The organism is Exiguobacterium sp. s80 (genome assembly GCF_018618725.1).
GTDB lineage: Bacteria > Bacillota > Bacilli > Exiguobacteriales > Exiguobacteriaceae > Exiguobacterium_A > Exiguobacterium_A oxidotolerans.
Genome location: NZ_JACSMP010000002.1, coordinates 135,307 through 159,980 on the forward strand (window position 1 = coordinate 135,307; position 24,674 = coordinate 159,980).

General features: G+C 46.5%; 24 protein-coding genes. 13 read left to right on the forward strand and 11 right to left on the reverse strand.

What is annotated here, in order from left to right; translation table 11 throughout:
- Positions 1 to 31 precede the first annotated feature (31 nt).
- The 3 genes from KNP94_RS07190 to KNP94_RS07200 form a co-directional block, all read right to left on the reverse strand.
- Positions 32 to 1,567: a M4 family metallopeptidase gene (locus KNP94_RS07190; protein WP_088838206.1), complete on the reverse strand. Its 1,536-nt coding sequence runs from the start codon at positions 1,565 to 1,567 to the stop codon at positions 32 to 34.
- A 414-nt stretch (positions 1,568 to 1,981) separates the two neighbouring features.
- A complete protein-coding gene (locus tag KNP94_RS07195) occupies positions 1,982 to 2,416 on the reverse strand; it encodes a GyrI-like domain-containing protein (protein WP_214770186.1) in 435 nt (144 codons plus the stop codon).
- Positions 2,417 to 2,438: 22 nt separating this feature from the next.
- Positions 2,439 to 3,932, reverse strand: a complete 1,494-nt coding sequence (locus KNP94_RS07200) for an HD-GYP domain-containing protein (protein ID WP_088838204.1) — start codon at positions 3,930 to 3,932, stop codon at positions 2,439 to 2,441.
- A gap of 245 nt (positions 3,933 to 4,177) precedes the next feature.
- On the opposite strand from KNP94_RS07200, the gene KNP94_RS07205 reads away from it, so the two are divergent.
- From KNP94_RS07205 to KNP94_RS07225, 5 genes are all read left to right on the forward strand, one after another.
- Positions 4,178 to 6,556 (forward strand): immune inhibitor A domain-containing protein, encoded by a 2,379-nt coding sequence (locus KNP94_RS07205; protein WP_215115503.1) that lies wholly within the window; start codon positions 4,178 to 4,180, stop codon positions 6,554 to 6,556.
- Between the two features lie 260 nt (positions 6,557 to 6,816).
- Entirely contained in the window at positions 6,817 to 7,017 is a 201-nt protein-coding gene (locus KNP94_RS07210) for a cold-shock protein (protein ID WP_012371797.1), read from the forward strand.
- A gap of 121 nt (positions 7,018 to 7,138) precedes the next feature.
- Positions 7,139 to 8,104: a ring-cleaving dioxygenase gene (locus tag KNP94_RS07215; protein WP_214770181.1), complete on the forward strand. Its 966-nt coding sequence runs from the start codon at positions 7,139 to 7,141 to the stop codon at positions 8,102 to 8,104.
- Between the two features lie 76 nt (positions 8,105 to 8,180).
- Positions 8,181 to 8,480, forward strand: coding sequence for a DUF3817 domain-containing protein (locus KNP94_RS07220; RefSeq protein WP_088838201.1), 300 nt, complete (start codon positions 8,181 to 8,183; stop codon positions 8,478 to 8,480).
- A 102-nt stretch (positions 8,481 to 8,582) separates the two neighbouring features.
- Positions 8,583 to 9,818 carry a DEAD/DEAH box helicase gene (locus KNP94_RS07225; protein WP_088838200.1) on the forward strand — a complete coding sequence of 412 codons (1,236 nt, stop codon included), beginning with the start codon at positions 8,583 to 8,585 and terminating at the stop codon, positions 9,816 to 9,818.
- 84 nt (positions 9,819 to 9,902) lie between these two features.
- Here the strand turns inward: KNP94_RS07225 and KNP94_RS07230 are convergent, their stop codons facing one another.
- The 3 genes from KNP94_RS07230 to KNP94_RS07240 all read right to left on the reverse strand — a co-directional run bounded on the left by KNP94_RS07230 (position 9,903) and on the right by KNP94_RS07240 (position 12,227).
- Positions 9,903 to 10,310 (reverse strand): DUF2231 domain-containing protein, encoded by a 408-nt coding sequence (locus tag KNP94_RS07230; RefSeq protein WP_088838199.1) that lies wholly within the window; start codon positions 10,308 to 10,310, stop codon positions 9,903 to 9,905.
- Between the two features lie 80 nt (positions 10,311 to 10,390).
- Positions 10,391 to 11,557: a sensor histidine kinase gene (locus tag KNP94_RS07235; protein ID WP_215115504.1), complete on the reverse strand. Its 1,167-nt coding sequence runs from the start codon at positions 11,555 to 11,557 to the stop codon at positions 10,391 to 10,393.
- The gene (locus KNP94_RS07240; RefSeq protein ID WP_088838197.1) at positions 11,550 to 12,227 is read right to left on the reverse strand and encodes a response regulator transcription factor; all 678 of its coding nucleotides are present in this window, start codon (positions 12,225 to 12,227) and stop codon (positions 11,550 to 11,552) included. Before KNP94_RS07240 ends, KNP94_RS07235 begins: the two co-directional genes overlap by 8 nt.
- 112 nt (positions 12,228 to 12,339) lie before the next feature.
- Between KNP94_RS07240 and KNP94_RS07245 the strand changes: the two genes are divergently transcribed.
- The 3 genes from KNP94_RS07245 to KNP94_RS07255 are packed head-to-tail and all read left to right on the forward strand — an operon-like array spanning position 12,340 to position 14,113.
- On the forward strand, positions 12,340 to 12,651 hold the full coding sequence (locus KNP94_RS07245) for a hypothetical protein (protein ID WP_215115505.1): 312 nt from the start codon (positions 12,340 to 12,342) through the stop codon (positions 12,649 to 12,651).
- Positions 12,652 to 12,662: 11 nt separating this feature from the next.
- Positions 12,663 to 13,553: an FAD:protein FMN transferase gene (locus KNP94_RS07250; RefSeq protein WP_215115506.1), complete on the forward strand. Its 891-nt coding sequence runs from the start codon at positions 12,663 to 12,665 to the stop codon at positions 13,551 to 13,553.
- Positions 13,541 to 14,113, forward strand: a complete 573-nt coding sequence (locus KNP94_RS07255; RefSeq protein WP_088838194.1) for a ferric reductase-like transmembrane domain-containing protein — start codon at positions 13,541 to 13,543, stop codon at positions 14,111 to 14,113. The genes KNP94_RS07250 and KNP94_RS07255 overlap by 13 nt, the downstream gene beginning before the upstream one ends.
- Before the next feature lie 17 nt (positions 14,114 to 14,130).
- Here KNP94_RS07255 and KNP94_RS07260 read toward each other — a convergent pair whose 3' ends face one another.
- The 4 genes from KNP94_RS07260 to KNP94_RS07275 all read right to left on the reverse strand — a co-directional run bounded on the left by KNP94_RS07260 (position 14,131) and on the right by KNP94_RS07275 (position 18,375).
- Positions 14,131 to 14,916, reverse strand: a complete 786-nt coding sequence (locus tag KNP94_RS07260) for an alpha/beta hydrolase family protein (RefSeq protein WP_214802283.1) — start codon at positions 14,914 to 14,916, stop codon at positions 14,131 to 14,133.
- Positions 14,917 to 16,076: 1,160 nt separating this feature from the next.
- On the reverse strand, positions 16,077 to 17,633 hold the full coding sequence (locus KNP94_RS07265; RefSeq protein ID WP_029332048.1) for an ABC-F family ATP-binding cassette domain-containing protein: 1,557 nt from the start codon (positions 17,631 to 17,633) through the stop codon (positions 16,077 to 16,079).
- A 35-nt stretch (positions 17,634 to 17,668) separates the two neighbouring features.
- Entirely contained in the window at positions 17,669 to 17,842 is a 174-nt protein-coding gene (locus tag KNP94_RS07270; protein WP_012371785.1) for a hypothetical protein, read from the reverse strand.
- A gap of 86 nt (positions 17,843 to 17,928) precedes the next feature.
- On the reverse strand, positions 17,929 to 18,375 hold the full coding sequence (locus KNP94_RS07275; RefSeq protein ID WP_214766360.1) for a hypothetical protein: 447 nt from the start codon (positions 18,373 to 18,375) through the stop codon (positions 17,929 to 17,931).
- A 144-nt stretch (positions 18,376 to 18,519) separates the two neighbouring features.
- Between KNP94_RS07275 and KNP94_RS07280 the strand changes: the two genes are divergently transcribed.
- From KNP94_RS07280 to KNP94_RS07295, 4 genes are all read left to right on the forward strand, one after another.
- Complete coding sequence (locus tag KNP94_RS07280; protein ID WP_029332046.1) at positions 18,520 to 18,849, forward strand: hypothetical protein; 330 nt, start codon at positions 18,520 to 18,522, stop codon at positions 18,847 to 18,849.
- On the forward strand, positions 18,846 to 20,054 hold the full coding sequence (locus tag KNP94_RS07285; RefSeq protein ID WP_215115507.1) for a glutathionylspermidine synthase family protein: 1,209 nt from the start codon (positions 18,846 to 18,848) through the stop codon (positions 20,052 to 20,054). Before KNP94_RS07280 ends, KNP94_RS07285 begins: the two co-directional genes overlap by 4 nt.
- 14 nt (positions 20,055 to 20,068) lie before the next feature.
- On the forward strand, positions 20,069 to 20,704 hold the full coding sequence (locus tag KNP94_RS07290) for an NAD-dependent epimerase/dehydratase family protein (RefSeq protein ID WP_215115508.1): 636 nt from the start codon (positions 20,069 to 20,071) through the stop codon (positions 20,702 to 20,704).
- Positions 20,705 to 20,936: 232 nt separating this feature from the next.
- Entirely contained in the window at positions 20,937 to 22,430 is a 1,494-nt protein-coding gene (locus tag KNP94_RS07295; protein WP_088838189.1) for a peptide MFS transporter, read from the forward strand.
- A gap of 61 nt (positions 22,431 to 22,491) precedes the next feature.
- Here the strand turns inward: KNP94_RS07295 and KNP94_RS07300 are convergent, their stop codons facing one another.
- Entirely contained in the window at positions 22,492 to 23,763 is a 1,272-nt protein-coding gene (locus KNP94_RS07300) for a purine/pyrimidine permease (protein ID WP_029332042.1), read from the reverse strand.
- A gap of 161 nt (positions 23,764 to 23,924) precedes the next feature.
- Here KNP94_RS07300 and KNP94_RS07305 point away from each other — a divergent pair, with 161 nt between their 5' ends.
- Positions 23,925 to 24,620 (forward strand): alpha/beta hydrolase, encoded by a 696-nt coding sequence (locus KNP94_RS07305; protein ID WP_215115509.1) that lies wholly within the window; start codon positions 23,925 to 23,927, stop codon positions 24,618 to 24,620.
- The last annotated feature ends 54 nt before the right edge of the window (positions 24,621 to 24,674 follow it).

Consider the following 24,674-nt stretch of genomic DNA (forward strand, 5'->3'; position numbering starts at 1 on the left):
GGAAAGAGAAAATCCTTGGGAGGAGGTTTTCTTAGTAGACGCCAACTGCATCAAATGATTTTGCTGCAGCGGCTGCTTCAGCACTTGAAGAACCGTAAAGGTCTTTTGCCGATTGAACGACTGCTGCGCGGAGGTAGCTGAAGTTCGAAGTCGGAGTCAAGTAGACGTTAAGGGCACGGTAGTAGATGGCACCAAGTTTCGGTACGCCGACGCCTGGTACAGTGACACCGTAATGTGTACCACCGTTACCTAAGAGGTAAGCGGCTTTGTTGACGATACCAGAGTTCGTGTGGACACCACCGTTATCAGCCGTACCTGTGTAACGTTTTGAGTAGTGGTCTGGATCTCCGTAAGCGGCAGGGTTAGACATTGAACGAAGAGCATCGCCACTTACACCTGGTGTGTAGATGTCTTCACCGACGAGCCAGTCGAAGTTTGATCCGACTGAGTACTCTGCAACTGTTCCCATGATATCCGAAACAGCCTCATTGATCGCACCCGATTCGTTTTGGTAAACGAGTCCTGCTGTGTATTCAGTGACAGCGTGCGTCAATTCGTGAGCGACTACATCAAGTGCGCCAGAAAGATATGTGAATGTCGAACCGTCTCCGTCACCGTAGACCATTTTTGATCCATCCCAGAACGCATTGTTGTAGCGTGAAGAATAGTGAACCGTTGAATTGAGTGCTGCACCCGCATTATCGTAACTGTTGCGGCCATATGTGTTTTTGTAGAAGTCATATGTTTTCACTGCATTGACTTGTGCGCTGACAGCGGCACGGTCGTAAGTAGCATTGAGAACGTTGTCGGCATCCGCCCAAAGTGATCCTGGAAGTGATGTCCGGTTTTTTGCATCGTACGTCGAGATGCCTTTACCGCGTGTTGAATCTTGAAGGTAGTAGTAAGAACCATTTTTCGTTGTGTTGAATGTAGCACTTGTTCCAAGAACCGTCGTACCTGAACCGACTGTCGTTGTTCCGGTGATTGTCGTAACTGGTTTCGCATGTGCCAGTTGGTCATATTTGTTGATGACCTTACCAGAGTTTGCATCGATGAAGTATGTCCAGCGTGACGGCTCGTCGCCAGCTAAGACAGTCGATGTGATTTTATAAGCATAGACAGCATCGTCTTTGACTGGATAGACAACGAGTTCACTCGTTGGAGCCACTTCGAATTCTGTTGCTTTGATTGATTTTTTATACAACTTTAAAGCTTTCTTTTCAGAGATTGCAATTTTCTTATCAAGACCTGGTTTCCCTTTGACCTTGACTGCATCATTGACGATTGCTTTTAAAGTACCGTCTTTCGCAACGTTACCGACGACGACACTACCGAAGACCGGGACGCCATCCACTTCTTGTTGGAGACGTACGATGTGAGATGATCCATCTTTTTGAACATCTTGTACAGAGAAGTCACCTTTACCTTCGACATACTCTTTAACGATTGATGCAGCTGGCTCGGACGATGCTTTCGTCAACTTGCCAGATTGAAGACCTTCTGCGCCTACGACTGTAGGAACGACAAGTACACTTGCGACAAGCGATGTAGCGAGAAACTTTTTCAAAATAAATCGCCTCCTTGTTTGGGTTGAGTCTAACTATGCCAAACAAAATAGAGAACGAGAATAAGGCATTCGGATTAAATAGAATTTTCTGAAAATAGGTATTTAGTACCCGTACTGAACAATTTAGTCATTGAGACAAATCGAGTGAAGAAATACTCTTCTAGCACTCCCATCCCTGAAGCAACGGGCTTTCTGGCCTTAAATTCTGTGAGTAGTCCTCAAACTGTAGACAACGAACTATCGGTAGATAAAGCGTCTTTTCCCGTAGCAGTCAACGAAACGTGACGCTTTGTAGGTAATACCAGGAGGGAAAAGCCGGGCATGCAGACGGTTTAGAGCACAATCCGTCTCGATATCGTAAGTTCACGCTAGAGTTTGTCTACACGCGGAAAAGACTACTCATTTGAGTAGTCCTTAGAGAATTCGTTGATATAAGTGATGCGTGCCTTCGCGTGTCTCATCGATTTTAAAATCAAGTGGATCAAGTTCAACCCCTTGTTTGTGTGCAAAACGTTGAATCTTTTCAAACGACTTCCAAATCTCGATGTCTGGTCCTTCATGTCTCCAAAAGACATAGCGAGCGGGAGGGAGATGGTATCCTTTCATTCCCTTAGGAACCCGTTCGAGTGAAGAGACAGGTAAGCCGACGCATTGCGTATAGGTCGTTCCGCGATGGGCAAGCGAAACATCTAACGGAAAACTGTCCGGTATGACTGCCGGAATTTCATGGGCCCGACGTGAAAATTCACGCCATAGTTCAGGCATCAATGTATGGAGTTCATTTTCTTCGCACGTCATGCTGAGTCCGATTACATAAAGCTCGTGACGTTCAACAATTTTAGGATGCATTTGAGACTCCTTTCGTCAGAAATCAAGAAGCAGTAGTCAAGTTCCGTCGTTTTAAGTCTAAGAAGAGTTTAGTAAAAGTTGCGTCCCACTGTGTGCCGCTTCCTTCTTCAAGAATCGACAATGCTCGTTCAGCGGGCATCCCCTTTCGATAGGGGCGATCGGAAGTCATGGCATCATAGGCGTCGGCAATTGCCATGATTCGTCCGAAAAGCGGAATCGCGTCACCGGTCAAGCCTTCCGGATAGCCTTTGCCATCATAACGCTCGTGATGGTACTTTACCCCGGGAAGAATCGGTTGTAACGTCTCTGGTAAATCAACTTGCGATAAAATATGGACACCGATTACCGGATGGCGTTTGATTTCATCGAATTCTTCTTCCGTTAACCGTCCTTCCTTCAAAAGAACGGCATCTCGGATACCGATTTTACCGATATCGTGAAGAAGAGCAGATTTTCGTAATAACTCGATTTGTTCATCAGGTAAGTCAGCGGCACGGGCGATTTCAACGGAATATTCCGCTACCCGTAAAGAATGCCCTGCCGTATAAGGGTCGCGAGCATCTAAAGTCGCGGCAAACAACGTAAATAAACTATTTAAAAGGCGTTCATTTTCTAAATCGCGTCCTTCGATTCCTTCAACCATCAAATTAAATCCGCCAATCAAGTGTGCGAATTCATCGGAGTAGGGATTGGAAATCGTATTCAATTGACCCGACTCGATTTGAGCAACCCCTTCTTGCAAAGCAAGAATCGGTTTTTTGATGTTTTCATATAGTAGAAGACTGCAAAATGTCGCAAGGCAGAGGATGACAATCAAAATTAACGTCGCCCAACTCCAATAAGACTGAAGACTTTCGTTTTCCGTTAACTGAACGGCAGAAGCGAGGACGAACAGTAAGATTGGAAATACACCGATGACGAGTGTACTAATCAACATTTTTTGGCGCAAGCTGACCATATGTTGTTTCTTTAAGACGATGTCGCCGTAACCTGCCGCCTGAGATCGTTTCGTCAACTCGAGCAACATCGGTTCCGTGACCCGGTAAGTGAGGAAAAATTCAATCAGAGCATGAAGAATCGCGACGAGAATCGCCCCGAAACAAGCGAGACCAATCAAATAGTAGGGCATGTCGAGCCAACCACGGTATATGGCGAAAGCTGTCAAGGTAGAAGAAGGAAGTGATAATCCGAGAAAGTGTGGACCGAGAATACGTTGCATCGTCAAAACCGGGAAGCGATGCGTCGTCTGAAAAGCAATTGTCAATTCGTCAGCAGTGGGCTGTTTTGATTGAAATACTATGTAAAGGGACCGAACGTGTCGGCGATAGATTGTGTATTCCAAGCTGAACATCAGGGTGACAGATCCTGCCATGATACCAAGCAAGAGTATCCGCTCTTGTGGACTGAAGGTCAGTGTTTCGAAGATGAACAAACTGCCGACACCGAAAACGGCAACGAATGAGCCGATTAAATAGTTCGTTAAGACTTGTCGCTCAAAACGTTTTAAAGGTTGCATGGAATTCCTCCTCTTCTTAATCCAAGCGTGCAGCAAAGAATTTTTCTAGTACTATATAATGGTCTATCTTATTAATATCGGCACGATGTAAGAATATTAAACTAAATTCCAAAAATAGGTATAGTTATAAAGTCCTAATTATACAAAAACTAATTGATTAACGAACTAAAATAACATATGATTTGAATATTCAGAAAAGTATATTAAAAGTGTGCTTTTCACTACTACATAGGGGGTAAGTTCACGTGGGGAAAAAGAAACAGCTTAGCTTAGCCGTTTTATCTGGAATCACGGCAGCTGCATTCGCAGTTAGTCCGGTTTTACCTGGTGGGAAGGTAAAATCTGTTGATGCTGCTGAAAAAGCAGCAGTAGGAGCGCCGATGGACTTGAACACAGTCGATCAGGAACGTCTCTTAAAAGTATTGCAGGATCGTGGGGTCGTCTCAAAAGCATCATCTGCAGCTGAGAAACAAAAGGCTGTCCAAAAGTATTTGGATAAAAAGTCGAACGGTAAACCAGCAGCTGAACATGAGTCAGAAAAAGCGAAAGAATTCGATCAAAAAACAAAAGACTTTTTGACGAAACAAAAAGATCAACTCGCAAAACAGTTGAACAAGAAGCACGATAATTATAAAAAAGGTAAAAAAGATGGGTTTGTCAAAGTCGACAAAGCTAAACAAGCAAAATACAACGGTGATACACGGACAGATAAAGTCCTTGTTCTACTCGTTGAGTACAGTGACTTTAAGCATAACAATGTTGTGCAAGAAGATGGATACATGTATTCGAATGACTTCAACCAAAAGCATTATCAAGATTTAATGTTTGGTAATAAAGAGTTCGAACTCTTTAACGGAGACAAGGTCAAGACGTTTAAACAGTATTATGAAGAACAGTCAGGCGGAAGCTACACGGTTGATGGTAAGGTCTCGAACTGGTTAACAGTTCCAGGTACAGCCAAAGACTACGGTTCGGATAATCCAGCGGGCGGAAACGATAACCTTCCAGGCGCTAAGGGTCCACGTGGTCTCGTCAAAGACTCGTTAAATGCTGCAGTAAAATCAGGCATCAACTTAGCAGAGTACGATCAATTCGACCAATACGATATGGATGGAGACGGCGACTTGAACGAGCCGGACGGCCTCGTCGATCACTTGATGATCATCCATGCAGGAACAGGACAAGAAGCTGGTGGCGGAACGCTCGGAGATGACGCGATTTGGTCACACCGCTGGACGCTTGATGGCGTTTATCCAGTTGCTAATACAACTTCTAACTCGAGCAACTGGGGCGGTAAAATGGCTGCCTACGATTACACGGTTCAACCTGAAGACGGCGCGGTCGGTGTTTTCGCACACGAATTCGGTCATGACTTAGGTCTTCCAGATGAGTACGATACACAGTACACAGGTCAAGGCGAGCCGGTCGCATCATGGTCAATCATGAGTGGCGGTAGCTGGAACGGGAAAGTTGCCGGAACAGAACCAACAAGTTTCTCACCACAAAATAAAGAATTCTTCCAAAACGTGATGGGTGGAAACTGGGCGAATATCGAGACAATCGATTTTGATTCGTTATCAAAAGCAGGAACTGCTTCTTATATCGATCAAAGTGTTACAAAATCGAAAAACCCAGGAATCATCAAAGTAGACTTACCGAAAAAACCGGTCAAAGGAATTGCACCGGCGTTCGGTAAAAAATACTATTACAGCACAAAAGGAAACGATCTTCATACGTCAATGACGTCACCAGAATTCGATTTGACAGCTGCTAAAGCTGCTAAATTTGATTACAAAGCGTACTTTGATGTCGAGTTCGATTATGACTTCTTGACAGTTACAGCAACAGCTGGTGGAGTAGAAAAAGTCATCGACGTCATCGGTGACGAAGATACTGATGGTGATCAACGTGCTGAGTCTTCAAAAGGTGCATGGGTCGATAAATCATACGACCTCAGCGAATTTGCAGGCAAAAAAGTAACGCTTAAATTTGATTACACAGGTGATGCTGGTCTTGCACTCGACGGTTTCGCACTTGATAACGCGAAATTGACAGTCGACGGTAAAGTCGTCTTCGAAGATGATGCAGAAGGTACACCGAAGTTTAAACTCGACGGGTTCATCGCGTCTGACGGCTTCAGCTATGCTGACAATGCGTACTACCTCGAATGGCGTAACTACGCAGGCTCAGATAAAGCACTTGAGCATGCGCGTGGCGTGAAATACAACACAGGTCTCGTCGTTTGGTACGCAGATTCTAGCTTCACAGATAACTGGGTCGGTGTTCACCCGGGTGAAGGATTCCTCGGTGTCGTCGATTCACACCCTGAAGCAATCGTCGGTACGCTTAAAGGCAAGCCAGTCGTATCAGGTAGCACACGTTACCAAGTTGCGGATGCTGCATTCAGCTACGATAAAGCACCTTCTTGGTTGATCGATTCACCAACACGTGGTCTTTACGACTACAAAGGTCTCTCAGGTGTAACGAAATTCGATGATTCTAAATCGTATATCAACCAATTGATCCCGGATGCAGGGAAACTTCTTCCGAACAATGGTCTTAAAATTCAAGTCATCGGTGAAGCGAAAGATAACTCTGCTGGAGCTGTCTGGATCCACCGTTAAGAACAAAACAGATCTGGGAAACCAGGTCTGTTTTTCTTTTGAAAAGTGGAATCAATTGGAAAAAATATTGGTCAGACAACTTGACTTTTAAAGCGCATCCATACTATACTGACGTTAGCTTAATATTGTTATTGTCACTACTGATTCACATTGCGTCACGAACAATCTTTTCGTCGCTCCATGTATTTCGGGACAATAATGAATTTCTTTCATATGCATCGTCATATGTATTAAGTAATTTATTTTTGGAGGTTGTTCCCATGAACACAGGTAAAGTAAAATGGTTTAACGCAGAAAAAGGTTTCGGTTTCATCGAAGTTGAAGGCGGAGAAGACGTATTCGTACATTTCTCAGCAATCACTGGTGAAGGTTTCAAATCACTTGACGAAGGTCAAGAAGTTGAATTCGAAATCACTGAAGGCGCACGTGGAGCACAAGCTGCTAACGTCGTAAAACTTTAATTTCAACTATTCAATCGCTCTTCTTCGGAAGAGCGGTTTTTTTATTGTCTTAATATCTTGAATTTAAGATATCTGTGCGCTATGCTTTGCATATAATCAAATTCAAAAGGGAGTGGCAAAGATGGAATTACTCGGTATTCATCATGTTTCAATTTTGACCGGGATGGCGGAACGGAACTATCAATTTTACACGCAAGTCCTTGGAATGCGCTTAATTAAGAAAACAGTGAACCAAGACGACACGACGTCGTATCATTTATTTTATGGGGACGCGGAAGGAAATCCGGGGACTGATCTGACGTTCTTCGACATTCCGCATCTCGGAACAGGTGTACCTGGTGCATCGAGTATTTCTTCAACATCACTTCGCGTTAAGACAACGGCAGCACTCAAGTTTTGGGCACAGCGATTTGAGCAAAAAGAGATTGATCATGATTCACTCATCGAACGGGCAGGGCGACAAACGCTTGCCTTTCGTGATCAAGAAGGAACACGTCTGATTCTCGTCGCAGAAGATGGGGAACTAGGCGTCCCGGGTGGCGTGCCGTGGAAACACGACGAGATTCCAGCAGAACATGCAATCGTCGGCTTAGGTGCCGTGACATTGACCGTTAACGACCCGGGACCAACAGCGCTCGTTTTGACGGAAGTCCTCGGTTTTAAAAAAATCGACAGTTATCCGTCGCTTGCGGGTGAGTTTGCGGATATTGAAGTGTATGCAACGGGGCAAGGAGGAATCGGAGCCGAAGTCCACCTCGAAGCGCGACCGGATCTCGATCGAGAACGTCTTGGTCGCGGCGGTGTCCACCATGTCGCGTTCCGCGTACCGAACAGTGCGGAATATGATCTATGGGTCGAGCGTTTAAACCACTACCGTCTTCCGAACTCCGGAAAAGTTGATCGCCATTACTTCCAAGCCTTGTACTTCCGGGAACCGAATCATATTTTATTCGAGCTTTCGACGGATACACCGGGATTTGCGACAGATGAATCGATTGAGGAGTTAGGCGAGACACTCGCACTACCACCATTTTTAGAACCACAACGTGAGCAGATTGAAGCACGTCTTCGTCCACTCGAAATCTGACAATCCTGTGACACGGGTCACAGATACGTCGACGTCCCGTATACTAAAAGAAGGAATCACGAAAAGGAGTGACGGGATGTTAAGAACTACGTTAGGTCAATTTCGGTTAATTGCGATTGTAGAGGGAATTTCATTTTTAGTATTGTTGCTGATTGCGATGCCGTTAAAATATATGGCAGGAATTCCTGAAGCAGTCTCGGTCGTTGGAGCCATGCACGGTGTGTTGTTTGTCATGTATGCGTTATGGCTTGTCGTCGTTAAATTTAAATACCGCTGGTCGTTTGTCAAAGCAGGTATCGCCTTTATCGCATCCTTCATTCCGTTTGGTACGTTTGTACTCGATCGAAAGCTAAAACAGGAAGCAACAAACGCGTAAATTGTGTATACTAGTAAAAGCACGGCTGTGGATAACTGTTTTTGTCTATGCGAAGCAGGTTATCCACAGCTTTTTTCTGTGGATAATTTTTAGGAGGATACTATGTCAACATTCGAAACATTAAACATTCAAGAATTGTGGATAAAAAAACTACAAAAGCAAGGCATCAAACAGCCGACACCGATTCAAGAACAAGCTATTCCGCATTTGCTTGCGGGACGTGATTTAATAGGAAAAGCACAAACAGGTACAGGGAAGACACTTGCCTTCTTGTTACCGATTCTCGAGCAAATCGATTTAGAGAGTAAAACGGTCCAAGCATTGATCGTCGCACCGACACGTGAACTTGCGCGTCAGATTGCCGACGAAACACATAAGTTGATTCGGAATATGGAAGACATTCGGGCACTGGCTGTATACGGCGGACAAGATGTCTTTAAACAAATCCAACGTCTCGGACGGATGCCGCAAATCATCATCGGGACACCTGGACGAATTTTAGACCATGTCGGACGGGGAACACTCGATTTGAGCGCGCTGAAGACACTCGTCTTAGATGAAGCCGATCAGATGCTTCAAATTGGTTTCTTACCGGAAATCGAAGATATCATCGCAGCAGCACCGGTCGATCGTCAATTCGTCATGTTATCTGCGACGATGCCACCAAAAGTCGAGCAACTCGCGAAAACGTACCTTCGTGACCCGATTGAAATTCAAGTCGAAGCTGAAAAAGTAACGGTCGATGCGATTGAACAATTCGTCGTCGAAACGACGGATCGTCGTAAGCAAGCGACACTTCGGACGATGCTCGACGAAATGCGCCCGTATGCCGCAATCATTTTCTGTCGGACGCAACGTCGCGTAACGAAATTAAACGAAGAATTGCAAATGCAAGGTTATCCGACGGACGAGTTACACGGTGGATTGACGCAAGGAAAACGTGAAAAGGCGATGTCGAAGTTCTATCAAGGGAAAACACCATTCTTGATTGCGACCGATGTTGCGTCACGCGGACTGGATGTCACAGGTGTCACACACGTCTTCAACTATGACTTGCCGGACGATGCAGAAAGCTATGTCCACCGGATTGGGCGGACGGGACGTGCCGGGAACGACGGCGTCGCGATTTCAATCGTCACACCGAAAGACGGTCGGAGTTTCCGTGACATGGAACGTGAACTTGGGGTCGAAGTTACACCAATCGTCGTCGAATTGTCAGATGAAATGATTCGGGCACAGCATGACCAAAGTAAAGGCACGAAAAAGCCGACAACGGAAGGCCGTGGCAATACACGCCGGTCGAATAATCGTCGCCCAGGACGGACACACCGGAAGTAAACAAATCAATCTACAGAAAAATCCCGTTTCCATTCATCGGAAACGGGATTTTTTATCGTTGAAGAGACGCTTTACTGGTCTGTGTTATTTATAGACCATCTGTCCGCCGAGATGACCGGCATAAGCAAGTAATCCACTACCAATCACAGCGACGATTAGACTGAAGATAAGAAGCATTTTTTTATTTGATCGATAATTGAAAATCAACAATACAAAGGAAATACCGAAAGCAATCAGACTGTAAAGCGCAAAGTGTTCATGATCTTCAATCGCAGCCCGTGTCGCATTGAACGTCGAACGGGCATAGTCTTTTGTCTCATCTCCGGATAGATACGCAGCGACCCCTGCGAGGAGACCGGTGAATAGGGTAATCAGAGCAAACAATTTCAATTGAACCCATTTTAAACTAAAGAATAATAGTAGTGTAGCGAACAGTAACAGACCGATTGGAGCATGGACGAGTAAGGGGTGGAGCGGAACACCGAATAGCATGATAAATCCTCCTTAAGTAATGAGTGTATGACTATTCATTACTTTACCCCTGCTACCTGATAGTTAGCTGACGGCTTTATTTAATGAGGGAAATGAATCGTAAACCGTGTTCCTTCATTTGGACTGGAGTCGACCTCGATGCTCGCGTTATGGGCATCAGCAATCGAGCTAGCGATTGCGAGGCCGAGACCGGTCCCTGTTCCGTGGCGAGCGTGGTCCCCGCGATAGAAGCGTTCGAAGATTTTTGCCTGATCACTTTTCGCGATACCGATCCCCTCATCAGCGATTGTCAGCTGAACTTCGCCAGGGGCTTTTGACAAGCGGACCTTGATTGGTCCGTCACTGTAGACGGAAGCATTTTCTAGAAAGACCATTAATAAGCGCGTCAATTGGTTAGCGTCCCCTTTAATTAAGAGGTTCGGTTCAATCTCGATTCGCAGTGTCCGGTTGGATAATGTATGGGCGAACCGTTCAGCGGTCTTTGAGACGAGCGTACTGAAATCAACGGATTGCAGGGTCATGGATTGACCCCCGCGGGCAAGCAACAGCAAGTCCGCGACGAGTAATTGCATCGAAGTCGTCTCGGCTTTCAAATCGTCGAGAATCGTCTGTCCCTCACGACTGAGCGGTTCAGCTTCAAGCAATTCGATTCCGCTATATAAAATCGTCAGCGGTGTGCGCAGTTCATGGGAGGCGTCCGACGTGAAGCGACGTTGCCGGTCGAAAGCTTGTTGGACGGGCTGGACGGCTCGACCGGCGAGAACATAACTGAGTCCCATCAAAATCAACGTCGATAAGACGGCGATTCCAGATAAGACAGCGATTAAACGTTGGAGTGTATCGCGTGTAGCGGACGTTTCTTTTAAAAGAACGATGGAGCCTTCGTTCGTATCGCGTTTGTACAATAAAAAATGGTGATCCTCGACAGTCACTTTTTCAGTTTCTTGAGCAGAGGATACGAAACGCTGAACGGTCTCTTCCGTTAAATCATCCGGAAGACTCGAATACTGTTCTTCACCCGTTTCGTCCAGCACTTGAAAATAAATCGGATTAGGTGTCAAGCGATCTTCACCATGTTCGATTCGTTCGAAGACGTCACGGTTCGAGATGTTTTTTAATTGATTGAGCTCTGTTTGGTCGAGTAACCGTGCCGTCGTAAAGTAGACGCCAACGAGTATGAGGATTAATAACAGTAAGAAGGTCCCACTGAATAAAAGGGTCAGCCGTTTTCGGATCACTTCAAGCATGGTGGTCACCAAGACGATACCCGAAACCGCGGACGGTCTTGATGAGTGGTGGAGCGCCAACCGCCTCTAATTTTTTGCGGACGAGACGGACCAAGGCATCGAGAGCGTTGTCCGTAACGTCGGCACCAATTCCCCAGACGACTTCGATGATCAGTTCGCGACCCATCACTTGTTCCGGTCGACGTAATAAGAGTGATAGAAATTCAAATTCACGACGTGTCAATTCAAGTGGATGATGATTATAGGAAATCATTTGCGATGAAACATCGAGTTCAAGTCCTTGAAAAGATACCGTATCGACGAAGGCCTTTTTTTGTCGACGACTTAATGCGCGGAGACGGGCAAGCAATTCATTCGATTGAAACGGTTTGACGAGATAGTCGTCGGCACCACTATCGAGACCATGGACGAGGTCGATTTCTGTATCACGTGCCGTCAACATTAAAATACCACCTTCAAAACGATTTTTTCTAAGTTCAGCTGCGACCTCAACCCCACTTTTATGAGGCATCATCCAATCGAGAACAAGCAAATCGTAACGAAATGTCTGGCATTGATTGAGTGCATCGACACCATCGTGTGCGACATCGACTTGGTAGCCGGCACGTTCGAGATGGAGTCGAAGCATTTTTGCGAGCCGCTGATCGTCTTCTGCAATCAATACACGCATGAATTTTCCCCCCGCGTTCATTTTTTCTTATTATCCCATAGTTGCCGTCAGCTAGTTATCAGTTTTTAGCGCTACAGTAAAGATAACAACAAACGAGAGAGGATGAAGGAAGATGAAACCAAAGCCGTTTGCAAAATGGATGGTCGGTTTAAGTAGTACGGTGTTTATCGGTCTAGCGATTGGTCAATTAAGTGTCAGCTCAGATGGACAATCGACGACACCGGTCAGTACAGGGGATACGTATTCGAATGAAACGAATTTCCCGAGTCAACCGACGCAAGGGGATTCTTATGGTGACGAGGAGTCAGACGATGATGGCGGATATTATTATGATGATGATGATGAGGGATGGTCAGGAGAGGATTCTTCCGGATTCAGCCAGCCGAGCGGAAATAGCGACGGACGCTCGAGTCACTCGAAATAGGAGGTCAAGTGATGGAACGACAACTCTATTCGATGCATAATACGATTCGATTCGTGACGGAAAATCAGATTCCTGAAGAAGAGTGGCAGGAGATTGAACGATTTTTCAGCTATGTTGATCGAGAGTGGTCACGGTTTGCTGAAGCGAGTGAAGTGAATCGGTTGAATCGCCTTCGAATCGGTGAAACCTTATCGATTTCGTTACCACTCGCTCGGTTACTAAAGCGTTCGATTCGTTATTTTGAACAGACGGAGCACTATTTTTCTCCGTTTCTTCTTGAACAACAACAGGCAAACGGATACCGGGATTCCTTTCCGTTTCACTATGCGACTGAGTCGGAACGGGTTGGTCCCCCAGAGATTACACCATTTATTCTCGAAGGACTTGAAGTGACACGTGTCGGTGGAGGAGCAATTGACTTAGGTGGAATCGGGAAAGGCGCAGCCGCAATGATGGTGGCGCAACGGCTTCGGAAAGAACGACGACGCGGATTGATTGAAGCTGGCGGTGATGTCGTCGTCTGGTCGGACGAAACACCATGGAAGATTGGCATTACACATCCGCATACAGACGAAGAAATCGCGGAAATCAGCCTTCGACAAGGGGCAATCGCAACCTCGAATCGAATTTATCGCTCCTGGCATGTCGGCGAACGGATGAATCATCACTTACTTGACGGTAAAACGGGGCGACCGATTGAGACACCGCTCATTCAAGTGACGGCTTCTGCTCCACAGCTGTATGAAGCAGAAGTAATGACGAAACTTGCTTTTCAGATGACAGAACAGGAACGGCAAGAGAAGTTATTCAGATGGTTTCCGAATGGACGATTATTGTTACTCGACGCGTCAGGTGAAATCATATCTGAGAAGAAAGGAGGATGTGCACTATGGACTGGTTGAAATGGATGTTTTCGACCTGGACGATGATTCGTCTCAGTGGGCTAGCGGGTCACTTTTTGATGACATTATCCGTATTAGCTGGATTACTAGGCTCGTTTCCGAATCTCCGAAAACAAAAAGCACGACTTCATAACGTCCACCTCTATGGCGGATGGGCCGGACTGCTCGCGATTGTCCTCCACGCGACGTTGATTGTCGTGGATACGTATGCACCGCTATCCATCCTCGAGATTTTGATACCAGGCAACGCTTCTTACGAACCACTGTGGAATGCCTTTGGGACAATCAGTCTTTATCTCTTCGGTTTTGTCCTGATCACGTCGGACTTCCTAAAAGAGACGCTCGGAAAAACCTTATGGAAATTAACGCACTGGCTTGTCTTACCAGCTTGGGGATTGATGACGCTCCATGGTCTCTTCATCGGGACAGATACGGGAACGTTGTTTACGACAATCTGGTACGTGGCTTCGACACTGACATTTATCACATTGATTCTTTACCGGATGCGCCTACGTCCTAAAACAAAAGTACAAATAAAACCGGAATCCTCGACGTCTTAAGAGGATTCCGGTTTTATTCATTGTTGCTCGAGCCACTTCGTCCACGCGACAAAAGCGTCTTCCCGATTTTCGATGTAGTTGTGATCACTGTCGACGACCAGTTCTTCGAAATAACCGGCGTTTTGAAGGAGGTCGTGGTGGAGCGCCTTGACGGATGTTTCATCCCGTTCAGATGTGACGAGCAATGCCGAGCGGTTCTTTAGTTCTTCCTTGAGCGCAAGAAGGTTCCAACTCGCATGGTTAGCTTTTAACTCCTCGAGTAACGTGTCACCGTCAGTCGCTGTAAGGAAAGACGCACCGCGGCTGAGAACACCGCGTAAGGCGTCCTCGTGTTCCGGGTAGTCGAGGATCAGTTGACCGATTAGACCGAAGTTGAACGGAGAAATTCCGATGTAGTGTTTGATGTGCGAAACAGCAGCAAACGCGTGTAGACCAGCAAATCCACCCATGCTGTGACCGACAATCGTAATTTGGTCGCCGAGCACATCATGCTGTTCTGTAAAGGTCGGAGAAGCGACGTGCTCCATGATCGCTGTCGCATCTTCCAGGACATGACGAAAACGGAACGCACCCGGGCTGCCGATGCTGCCGCGATAAGAGGTCACGAGGACATGGTAGCCGATTTCTTGGAGACGGACCGCCCAGTCCATGTTCAATTGTTTCCCGGGAAACCCGTGGAAGAGGACGATTAACGGAGCAGGACCTGTACTTGCCGGAGAATACAGACGGCAAAATAGCGCTTCGTTCCCTCCGCTCGGTATGGCAATTAAAGAAAGACTAGCTTTGTTCGTGATTGTTTCCATCTCATTCGCTCCTTTAAAAAGTTTCGTATGTTTCATAGTGTGATACAAGTTAGGAAGCAAAGCAATCGTTAAGTCTATGAACAAAAAATAAAGTAGGAAAAGAACGTTTTGCGCCCCGCCGTTTGAGAGCCGGGATGGAGGTGTGCTTGAAATCGACTAGCTTGTAGTCTGCTGCGCGTTTCCGCCTTGTCTCGTCTCCGAGCGGCGGGTGCCCGCTTTTCGATATGGAAGCGATTCAAGTCGGCATGCGCTTCAAGATATTCGCGTTACATGTCGCCCTTCTTAGGGAGAACTAAAAAAAGCTTTCTTTTTTTGTTGACTCCAGGTCAGAGATGTTCCGTTTCGAATTGCAGCATACTGAGATAAAGAGGTGCGTAGTGTGCCGCGCGTCTCCACCTTGTCTCGTCTCCGAGCGGCGGGCGTTCACGCCGCTTCACTGCGTTGCAGGGTCGCGGACGCCCGCTGTTCGCTGCGGAAGCGATCCAAGTCGGCATGCGCTTCAAGATATTCGCGTTACATGTCGTGCTTCTTAGGGAGAACTAAAAAAGCTTTCTTTTTTTGTTGACTCCAGGTCAGAGATGCCCCGTTTCGAATTGCAGCATACTGAGATAAAGAGGTGCGTAGTGTGCCGCGCGTCTCCACCTTGTCTCGTCTCCGAGCGGCGAGCGTCCACGCCGCTTCACTGCGTTGCAGGGTCGCGGACGCCCGCTGTTCGCTACGGAAGCGATCCAAGTCGGCATGCGCTTCAAGATATTCGCGTTACATGTCGTGCTTCTTAGGGAAATCTTAAAAAAGCTTCGCTTTTCCGTTGACTCCTACGGGATAAGGCGCGTTTTAACGCGCTGTCAGAGGCAGGCGAGACCCTGCTTCTTGTCCTTACGGGACAAGAAGCAACGGCTTGCGCCTCGTCCGAGGAAAGCAACGGAAAGGAAGAAGCTTTGAATCACGTACCACTGTGCCGTTCATCCAAGGGACCTGACAAGTCATGCGCTTGAGGAAAGCAACGGAAAGGAAGAAGCTTTGAATCACTACCGTTCACCCAAAGGAGCTGACAAAATCCGCATTACTGCCATTCTCTTTTTCGATAAAAAACAAAAAGAGCCGCCCCAATCAACAGGGCGGCTCAAATCATCGTTCTTAAAAAAGTAAGAGGCAATCAATCAAAAGACTTTTGTCGTCCATGATTCACAATTCCATAAGTCAGTTGCGACTGCTTCATAAAATTCAGGTTCGTGTGAAATCAAGAGGACCGTTCCTTTATATTCTTGCAAGGCCCGTTTCAATTCCTCTTTCGCTTCGACGTCCAAGTGGTTCGTCGGCTCATCGAGAACCAGAATGTTTGATTCCGTGTTCATCAGCTTACAAAGACGGACTTTCGCCTTCTCTCCACCGCTGAGTACTTCGATTTTAGATTCGATGTGTTTTGTCATCAAACCACATTTCGCGAGCATCGCCCGGACTTGTTGTTGCGTCAAGGATGGGAACGTCCCCCAAATTTCTTCGATACACGTGTTCGAATTCTTCTCTTTGATTTCTTGTTCGAAATAGCCGATGTGCAAGTTTTCACCGCGATCGACCATCCCTGAAACAGCGGGGATTTCACCGAGTAAACTTTTCAGTAACGTCGACTTCCCGATTCCGTTCGCACCATGCAATGCGATTTTCTGCCCCCGTTCGATCGTTAAATCGAGCGGACGCGAGAGGGGTTCGTCGTAGCCGATGACAAGACCTTTTGCTTCGAACATCAGCTTGCTTGGTGTCCGAGCCGTCTGGAAATGGAATTCCGGTTGCGGACGTTCTTGTGCAAGCTCGATGACATCCATCTTGTCGAGTTTTTTCTGACGGGACATCGCCATGTTTCGTGTTGAGACACGCGCCTTGTTACGGGCGACGAAATCTTTAAGTTCAGAAATTTCTTGCTGTTGGCGCTTAAAGGCAGACTCCAGCTGTTTCTTTTTCGCTTCATGGACCGTCAAGAAATTATCATAGTCACCAACATAACGGCTCAAGCCTTGATTTTCCATATGGTAAATCAAGTTGATGACGCTGTTTAAGAATGGAATATCATGCGAAATCAAAATGAATGCATTCTCGTAATCGTTGAGATACCGTTTCAGCCATTCGATGTGTTGCACATCAAGATAGTTGGTCGGCTCATCCAGTAACAAGATATCTGGTTTTTCAAGTAAGAGCTTCGCAAGCAAGATTTTTGTACGCTGACCGCCACTTAATTCATGGACATCACGGTCTAAGCCGATTTCATCGAGACCAAGTCCGCGGGCGATTTCTTCGACTTTTGCGTCGATCGTATAAAAATCATTATTCGTTAAAATGTCTTGTAAGACACCGACTTCCTCAAGCATCTTTTCGAGTTCTTCGGGCTCGACTTCACCCATCTTCGCATACAGGTCATTGATTTCTTGTTCGATATCGAACAAGTATTGGAATGCCCCTTTTAGCGCATCACGAATCGATAAACCTTTTGCAAGGACGGCATGTTGATCGAGATAACCGACACGAACGTGTTTCGCCCATTCGACTTTCCCTTCATCCGGTTCGAGCTGAGAAGTGATGATGTTCATGAAGGTCGATTTCCCTTCACCGTTTGCTCCGACGAGGCCGATGTGTTCCCCTTTTAACAGGCGGAACGAGACATCTTCGAAAATCGCACGATCACCAAAGCCATGGCTTAAGTTTGATACCGTTAAAATACTCATAACTACTCCCTTATTTCATGAATTCAACGCTGTGATTAGACACCTGTACGTTTTTTCTGGTTGTTCGTCTTTTTCGTCTTCTGGCTCGTCATTTGTTTCGTTTCCGTTCCACGAAGACCAGTCGGACGTTTTGTTTGTGATTGTTTTTTTGCTTTCAATTGTTCAATCATCGCTTCTTGAAGTGATAATTTTTTTGGTTGTTCGCTCATGTGTGTTCACCTCGATTAATTCGTTCTTATCTTATAGTATGCCAAAAAAAACGCTTTTTGAAAACGAACTCTACTTAATTCATCCTTTAACGGACAACTTGACCGAGATAAATGACATAACAATTCCGGTCGATGTCGATTTCGCAGCTGTCACGTTCAAAGGTTCCATGCTCTGGCACGGTCACCTTATCCTTAATTAAATAGCGCATCGCTTGGACGTGGTTCGGGACGGTCATCGTTTTGATAAGTGGTGATGTACTGCTTGGCATGTACCGGCGAAACTCGATGTGAATTTGATGAGGCGGATAAATCCGGTCCTCTGCATCAAGCGGAGAGGCTTCGACGTGATCGACGATCAGCTGATCGTACTCGCCCTCCATTTCGTTGGAGCGTAATTCATACAGTTGGCCCTCGATGATATGAAATTCACATAATTGATGAGCGATGATTTCATCCGGTTCAATTGCGAAACGACTGTATTGATAAATCGACTTATATTCATCTTGATCTTCGACATAATAAGCAAGTGACATCGTGATTCCTCCTTGTAACGGCATGATATGTTCTACTCGGACGATCAGAAAAAAGTTCCGGTACGACAAGGAAACTTTTTTAAGAGAAAAAGCGTATACTTAGAATAACAAATTGTTAAGAAAGGGGTATGAATCGTGAGATGGATGAAACAAGCATCACTTGCGGCGACGCTTTTGATTGGAACGACACTCAGTGGTTGCGGTGCAGACGATGCGCAAGCCGAACGTCCGGATGATCCGGATTGTGACGATTATGAATATGATAATGAAGAAGGCGTCTGGTATTGTGATGATGCAACATCGACCCATTCTGGTTTTTATTACTGGGGAGGCAGTTATTTTGCATCCCGTGCCCTGATGCATAGTGCGATGCGGACGAAAGGCTATACGCCGAAGTCGAACGCAGTCAAAAGTTATAATGCGAAGACAAAAGGATTCGGGACGGGATCGTCGTCTGGTTTCTTTGGCGGATGAGTGAACGAGAGGATTTATATGGTGACATTGAGTCGTTTTGGGATGAATTGGATGGTGAAATCTATGCGTTGACTGATGTTTTAACGGTTTCGTCGCGGACGCTGGAGCGCTTACGGGTAGCTGCTCGAGACGTGTATCTGATTTTTGAGAAAGTCGCACCGATTCTACGAACGATGGAGGATGATGCGTTACTCGAGCTCGGGTATCCAAAACAAGCACTTCCCTTTCTCCGTCTAGAGACGATGCGCCCCTTATCAATCATCAGTCGGCTCGACTTCATCGTGACGGATGATCGGATTTCCGTCATGGAATGGAATGCCGATACGCCGACGTTCATTAAAGAATCGTTTGACGTCAATGACCGGATTGCGCAAAAACGCCACATGATGGCAGTGAACCCGGATGAAGCGGCGAAATTAGCGACAAGCGTCCGTCGCGCCGTCGCAGCAGCGACACATCGAACGAAGCAACGCCCGCATATCGTCTTTACGTCACATGGGGACAATATCGAGGATCGTCTGACGACAGAATACTTGCAAGGGTTCGTGGACGGGGCAGCGTATTGCCCGCTTAACGCCCTTGAAATTCGACCGGAAGATGGATTGTACGACCAGGACGGACGACGGATTGATATTTTATACCGTCAGACCTTTCCGATTGAAATGGCGCTTCTCGATCGCGATGACACGGGACGTGAACTCGGTGTCTTATTGTTACAACTCGTCGAACAAGGATTGCTCGAGATCATCAATCCACCATCGGCGTTTCTGATGCAGGCAAAGTCCGTTCTTGCAGTGATTTGGGCACTGCATGAAGCAGACCACGCTTATTTAACAGGACGTGATCATCAAATCATAGAACGTTATTTTTTACCAACGTATCTTGAACCAGATGTATTTCTTGAACAGCGACACGCCTTTGTCGAGAAACCGGTTTTTGGCAGAGAAGGTGATACGGTAACGATCTATCAAGCAGATGGTCGTATCCTGTTATCGAATGAACAGCGTTCCTTTAGTGACCAAGCATCGGTTTATCAACAGTATCAAGCATTGCCGACGCATGTACTTAGTAATGGAGTGGAAGTGGCCTATATGTTTGGCGTGTTCGTCCTCGGTGGTCGGTCAAGTGCGATTGCTGTCCGAGCAGGCGAACGAATCACCGGAAATCGTTCTTACTTTTTACCGATTGGGCGATTGCAAGATTGAGAGGAGGAGACAAGATGAAAGCAGCCATTTTAGGAGCGAGCGGTTTAGTTGGACAAGAGTTAGTCGATCAATTATTAGCGAATGATGCGTATGAGGAAGTTCATGTGCTCGTTCGTCGACCCATGAACCGGTTTCATCAAAAGCTGGAAGAATGGGTGATTGACTTTGATCGCGTGACGGAAATCGAATTGCCGACGGTGGATCACGTCTACTGCGCGCTCGGAACGACGATTAAACAAGCGGGGTCACAAGCAGCATTTCGTCAGGTCGACTACACGTATCCGATTGAAGTCGGACGTGAATTGCTCGATTTAGGGGCGACACGCTTCGCTCTCATTTCAGCGCTCGGCGCACATCCGAATGCAAAAACGTTCTACAATCGTGTCAAAGGAGACACAGAGAACGGACTACGGGTTCTTGGCTACGAAGCTTTATTGATTTTCCGTCCATCGCTCTTGTTAGGGGAGCGAGAAGAGTTCCGGTTTGGCGAACAGGCGGCGGCTCGTGTCTCGACGGTTCTTCGCCCGTTATTAAAACGGAGTCCTTATGCCCCAATCGAAGCGGGTAAAGTAGCGAAAGCGATGATGGAGCGAACACTCCATGCGCCCCCGGGTATTACCATCGTTGAATCAAAAGACATGCAAAAATGAGCGAACGGATTCCGTTACGCTCTTTTTTTTGCTTAAAATTAATATTTGACTAGTCAAATGATTTACGGTTGAATGATAAGGTGCTGTCTCCTATATAAAAAGAAGTGAGACAATTCAGTTAAAAACGTGTAAATCTTTTAATCGATTACGAGACGCTTATCATTTGGGGAAAGCGGGAAAAAAGGTTTTAGATTATGCACGAATACAATGGTAGACGAAAGGAGCCTTCATTATGGCAGATTTTGATCGCGATCAGGTCTACAAGACTGTTCCGCAAAAAGGGTTCTTCGGAAACCCGAAAGGATTGTTCACACTCTTCTTCACAGAGTTCTGGGAACGATTCTCCTACTACGGGATGCGCGCCATCCTTATATTCTACATGTACGACTCTGTTGCGAACGGTGGACTCGGAATTGATAAAACGACTGCCGCTTCCATCATGGCCGTATATGGTTCACTTGTCTATATGTCGGGAATCATCGGAGGATGGGTCTCCGACCGTCTGTTAGGGACATCACGGACCGTCTTTTATGGTGGTATTCTCATCATGCTTGGACATATCGTGTTAGCTCTACCAGCCGGAATCACGGCATTATTCATCTCGATGGGCTTAATCGTCATCGGGACGGGATTCTTAAAACCGAACGTATCGAACATCGTCGGAGATTTGTACAGCAAAACGGATAACCGCCGTGATGCTGGATTCAGTATCTTCTATATGGGAATCAATGCCGGTGCATTTTTAGCACCACTCGTCGTCGGTAAAGTTTCAGATACGGCAGGATACCATGCTGGTTTCGCACTCGCTGCGGTCGGGATGTTCGCCGGTCTTGTTGTGTTCATATTGACGAAGAAAAAGAATTTAGGTCAAGCCGGAACATACGTCTTGAATCCGCTAGAAGGCGAGGAACGGAAACGTTTCTTTAAAATTGCGACAGTTGTCGTCATTGCGCTAGCAGTTCTCGGAACGATTGCCGCATTGACAGGTTTACTAACGATCGACCGCTTTACGTTGATGGTGACGTTCCTCGGAATCTTGATTCCGATTGCGTATTTCACATTCATGTTACGCAGTCCGAAAATTACAGATGATGAGCGTTCGCGTTTATTCGCCTACATCCCACTCTTTATCGCAGCAGCTGTTTTCTGGGCGATTCAAGAGCAAGGGTCATATGTCTTATCAATCTTTGCAGATGAACGGACAGACTTATCTTTCTTAGGCTTTGAGATTCAGCCTGCGTTCTTCCAGTCATTGAATCCATTGTTCATCATCGTGCTTGCACCAGTCTTTGCAAGCTTTTGGGTCCGACTCGGTGATCGTCAGCCGACGACGATGCAAAAATTCTCGTTCGGTCTGATTTTCGCAGGACTTTCGTTCATCGTCATGATGTTGCCTGGACTATTGTTTGGTACAGACACAATCGTTAGTCCGCTCTGGCTCGCACTCAGTTTCTTCCTCGTCGTGATTGGTGAGTTGTTACTATCACCAGTCGGTTTATCGGCAACGACGAAACTGGCACCAGCGGCTTTCTCGGCACAGACAATGAGTCTTTGGTTCTTAACGAATGCAACGGGACAAGCCGTCAATGCACAGATCGTTAAATATTACGGGAAAGAAACAGAAGTCGCGTACTTCGGAATTACAGGTGTCGTCGCGATTGCACTCGGACTTCTCTTGTTTGCTTTTGCACCAAGGCTCCAAAAATATATGCGTGGTATTCGCTAAGCTCGAATCCACAAAAAAAGGCAGGAACTCGGATTCTTTTTCCGAGTTACCTGTCTTTTTGTTAGTCATTTGTCCGAATATGGCGTAATGATTCTGCGAACAGGGCAACAAGCGTCCCGAGCACCAGTCCGTTCGACATCAGTGTCGTGACGAGTGGAGGGAGATCGGCTGTCGCACCTTTTGGTAAGAGCAAGGCACCGATTCCGACGAGGACCGGTAACCCGACCGTAATCATTGCCGTTTGCCGATTTAAGTCGCGTGCTGCTTCCGTGACGCCGATGATAGCCATCCCGGCAACAATCGGGGCAACCATCGCATAACCGACGGCAACAGGAATTTTTGCAATCAAACCGACGAATGGCGTGACGATACTTAAAAATAAGCAAATGACGTTCGCAATCGCAAACGATTTACGATCCGTGTTATCCGTCGAAGCGATGAATCCGGCTGTTCCGGAAATCGCGACGGGACCGACCGTACCGAACATCCCGGCAAAAATCTGTCCGACACCGGCCGTGACACCGGCTGTTCCGACTTGTCCTTTGACGTGTTCGCCACGTTTCGCACTGATGATGCGCTCGATGACTTTGATGTTCGCGAGCACGTTCGTCATCAACAGTAAAGAAATGATTAAGGCTGTCGGGAGAAGGGTCCAGTCCAGATGAATTCCGCCGAACGGGAATAAATCAGGAAGAGTAAAGAATGGACCATCGAAGCTCGGCATCTCGGCGCGTCCGATCAAGGCAAACATGCTCCAACCGACGAGCAGCGTGATGAGTAAGGCATACTGACGCAAACGATCGCTACGTTCGAGATAAAGTGAGATGATGACGGTCAATACGGAAATGACGGCAGGTAACACTTGAATCTTACCGTTTTCCAGGTTGAGTAGCCCTTTCATGACGGAGCCCGACAGTTGGGCAGACAACAGGAGCATATAAACGCCGATGACTTGTGGCGTGAACAAGGGAACGAGTCGTCGTAAAATACCCGTTACTGTCAAAATGATACAGATGATGCCACTTAAGATGAGGAGAAAACCAAGTGATTGGAGTGTGTTCGAGTAACTCCCGTACAATGTAATGCCGATTGAGGAGTAGAGGGCGAAGACACCCCACCAAATCCCGGCCGGTCCTTCCATGATCGGTAGACGATGACCGAGGAACACTTGGAATAAGCTTAAAATCGCAAAAACGAACAGACAACGAGATAGGAAAGCCAATGTGTCCGCGCTCGATAGTTCAAACGATGCGGCAATGGCGAGTGGCGGGGCGATGTTAGTACAGATAATAAACAAAAACCACTGAATCGTGGAGACTACGGTACGTGGCAAAACAAATGATTCCCCTTTCAAAAGAAACGATACTTTTTTCATCTTAAACCAATTATTGAAAAAGCGATAGATACGCTTACATTGACTGAAAATTTAGAAAATAATTTTCATATGTGATTTTTCACATGAGATGGGGTAGGAGTTAAGAGGGAGGAATGAATATGAAAAAGTGGCTCAAGCGAATCAGCATCGGTTTCATCATACTCATCGGGCTTGTCATCGGAGCCTTCATGGTCTGGGCGCAATTTGATTATGATCCGTCAAAAGAAGCAAACACATATGTTGAACAACAGATCGGACAGGATTATCAGTTTGGTGATCCGGAGAGTGAAGTCGGATTTGTGTTTTATCAAGGGGCGAAGGTCGATCCGGGTGCCTACAGTTATATCGGGAGTCAGTTAGCGAAGAACGGACATTTCGTCGTCATCCCGAAATTACCGTTTAATATCGCATTACTCGACGCAAACGCGGCCTTACCGATTATCGATGCACATCCGAAAATCAAACGATGGTATGTGATGGGACATTCGTTAGGTGGAAGTGCCGCTTCGACGGTACTTGAGGATAATTCGAAGATTAAAGGAATCATATTTCTCGCGTCCTATCCGATTGATGCCATCGATACACCGTCCTTGACGGTCTATGGCGGACGGGATGGCGTCTTACCTGTAGCGGACATCGAAGCAAGTAAAAAAAATCTTCGATCGGACGCGACATTCCATTTCATCGAAGAGGGCAATCACGCGAATTTCGGGATGTACGGCGCACAAAAGGGCGACAACACGAGTCCATTAACACCAAAAGTACAACAAGATGAGGCGATTGAAGCAATTGAGTCATTCCTTTCATCGAATTAAAAAAGCCTTTCCGTCTAGCCATTTTACGAAGCTAGACGGAAAGGTTTTTTACGT

Bases quoted from the DNA above. Each gene is read 5' to 3' on its own strand.
- KNP94_RS07235 (WP_215115504.1), bottom strand. From the start codon at position 11,557: ATGCTTGAAGTGATCCGAAAACGGCTGACCCTTTTATTCAGTGGGACC.
- KNP94_RS07230 (WP_088838199.1), bottom strand. From the start codon at position 10,310: ATGCTATTCGGTGTTCCGCTCCACCCCTTACTCGTCCATGCTCCAATC.
- KNP94_RS07305 (WP_215115509.1), top strand. From the start codon at position 23,925: ATGAAAAAGTGGCTCAAGCGAATCAGCATCGGTTTCATCATACTCATC.
- KNP94_RS07265 (WP_029332048.1), bottom strand. From the start codon at position 17,633: ATGAGTATTTTAACGGTATCAAACTTAAGCCATGGCTTTGGTGATCGT.
- KNP94_RS07215 (WP_214770181.1), top strand. From the start codon at position 7,139: ATGGAATTACTCGGTATTCATCATGTTTCAATTTTGACCGGGATGGCG.
- KNP94_RS07255 (WP_088838194.1), top strand. From the start codon at position 13,541: ATGGACTGGTTGAAATGGATGTTTTCGACCTGGACGATGATTCGTCTC.
- KNP94_RS07270 (WP_012371785.1), bottom strand. From the start codon at position 17,842: ATGAGCGAACAACCAAAAAAATTATCACTTCAAGAAGCGATGATTGAA.
- KNP94_RS07245 (WP_215115505.1), top strand. From the start codon at position 12,340: ATGAAACCAAAGCCGTTTGCAAAATGGATGGTCGGTTTAAGTAGTACG.
- KNP94_RS07240 (WP_088838197.1), bottom strand. From the start codon at position 12,227: ATGCGTGTATTGATTGCAGAAGACGATCAGCGGCTCGCAAAAATGCTT.
- KNP94_RS07225 (WP_088838200.1), top strand. From the start codon at position 8,583: ATGTCAACATTCGAAACATTAAACATTCAAGAATTGTGGATAAAAAAA.
- KNP94_RS07295 (WP_088838189.1), top strand. From the start codon at position 20,937: ATGGCAGATTTTGATCGCGATCAGGTCTACAAGACTGTTCCGCAAAAA.
- KNP94_RS07280 (WP_029332046.1), top strand. From the start codon at position 18,520: ATGAAACAAGCATCACTTGCGGCGACGCTTTTGATTGGAACGACACTC.
- KNP94_RS07285 (WP_215115507.1), top strand. From the start codon at position 18,846: ATGAGTGAACGAGAGGATTTATATGGTGACATTGAGTCGTTTTGGGAT.
- KNP94_RS07210 (WP_012371797.1), top strand. From the start codon at position 6,817: ATGAACACAGGTAAAGTAAAATGGTTTAACGCAGAAAAAGGTTTCGGT.
- KNP94_RS07200 (WP_088838204.1), bottom strand. From the start codon at position 3,932: ATGCAACCTTTAAAACGTTTTGAGCGACAAGTCTTAACGAACTATTTA.
- KNP94_RS07250 (WP_215115506.1), top strand. From the start codon at position 12,663: ATGGAACGACAACTCTATTCGATGCATAATACGATTCGATTCGTGACG.
- KNP94_RS07260 (WP_214802283.1), bottom strand. From the start codon at position 14,916: ATGGAAACAATCACGAACAAAGCTAGTCTTTCTTTAATTGCCATACCG.
- KNP94_RS07195 (WP_214770186.1), bottom strand. From the start codon at position 2,416: ATGCATCCTAAAATTGTTGAACGTCACGAGCTTTATGTAATCGGACTC.
- KNP94_RS07290 (WP_215115508.1), top strand. From the start codon at position 20,069: ATGAAAGCAGCCATTTTAGGAGCGAGCGGTTTAGTTGGACAAGAGTTA.
- KNP94_RS07275 (WP_214766360.1), bottom strand. From the start codon at position 18,375: ATGTCACTTGCTTATTATGTCGAAGATCAAGATGAATATAAGTCGATT.
- KNP94_RS07220 (WP_088838201.1), top strand. From the start codon at position 8,181: ATGTTAAGAACTACGTTAGGTCAATTTCGGTTAATTGCGATTGTAGAG.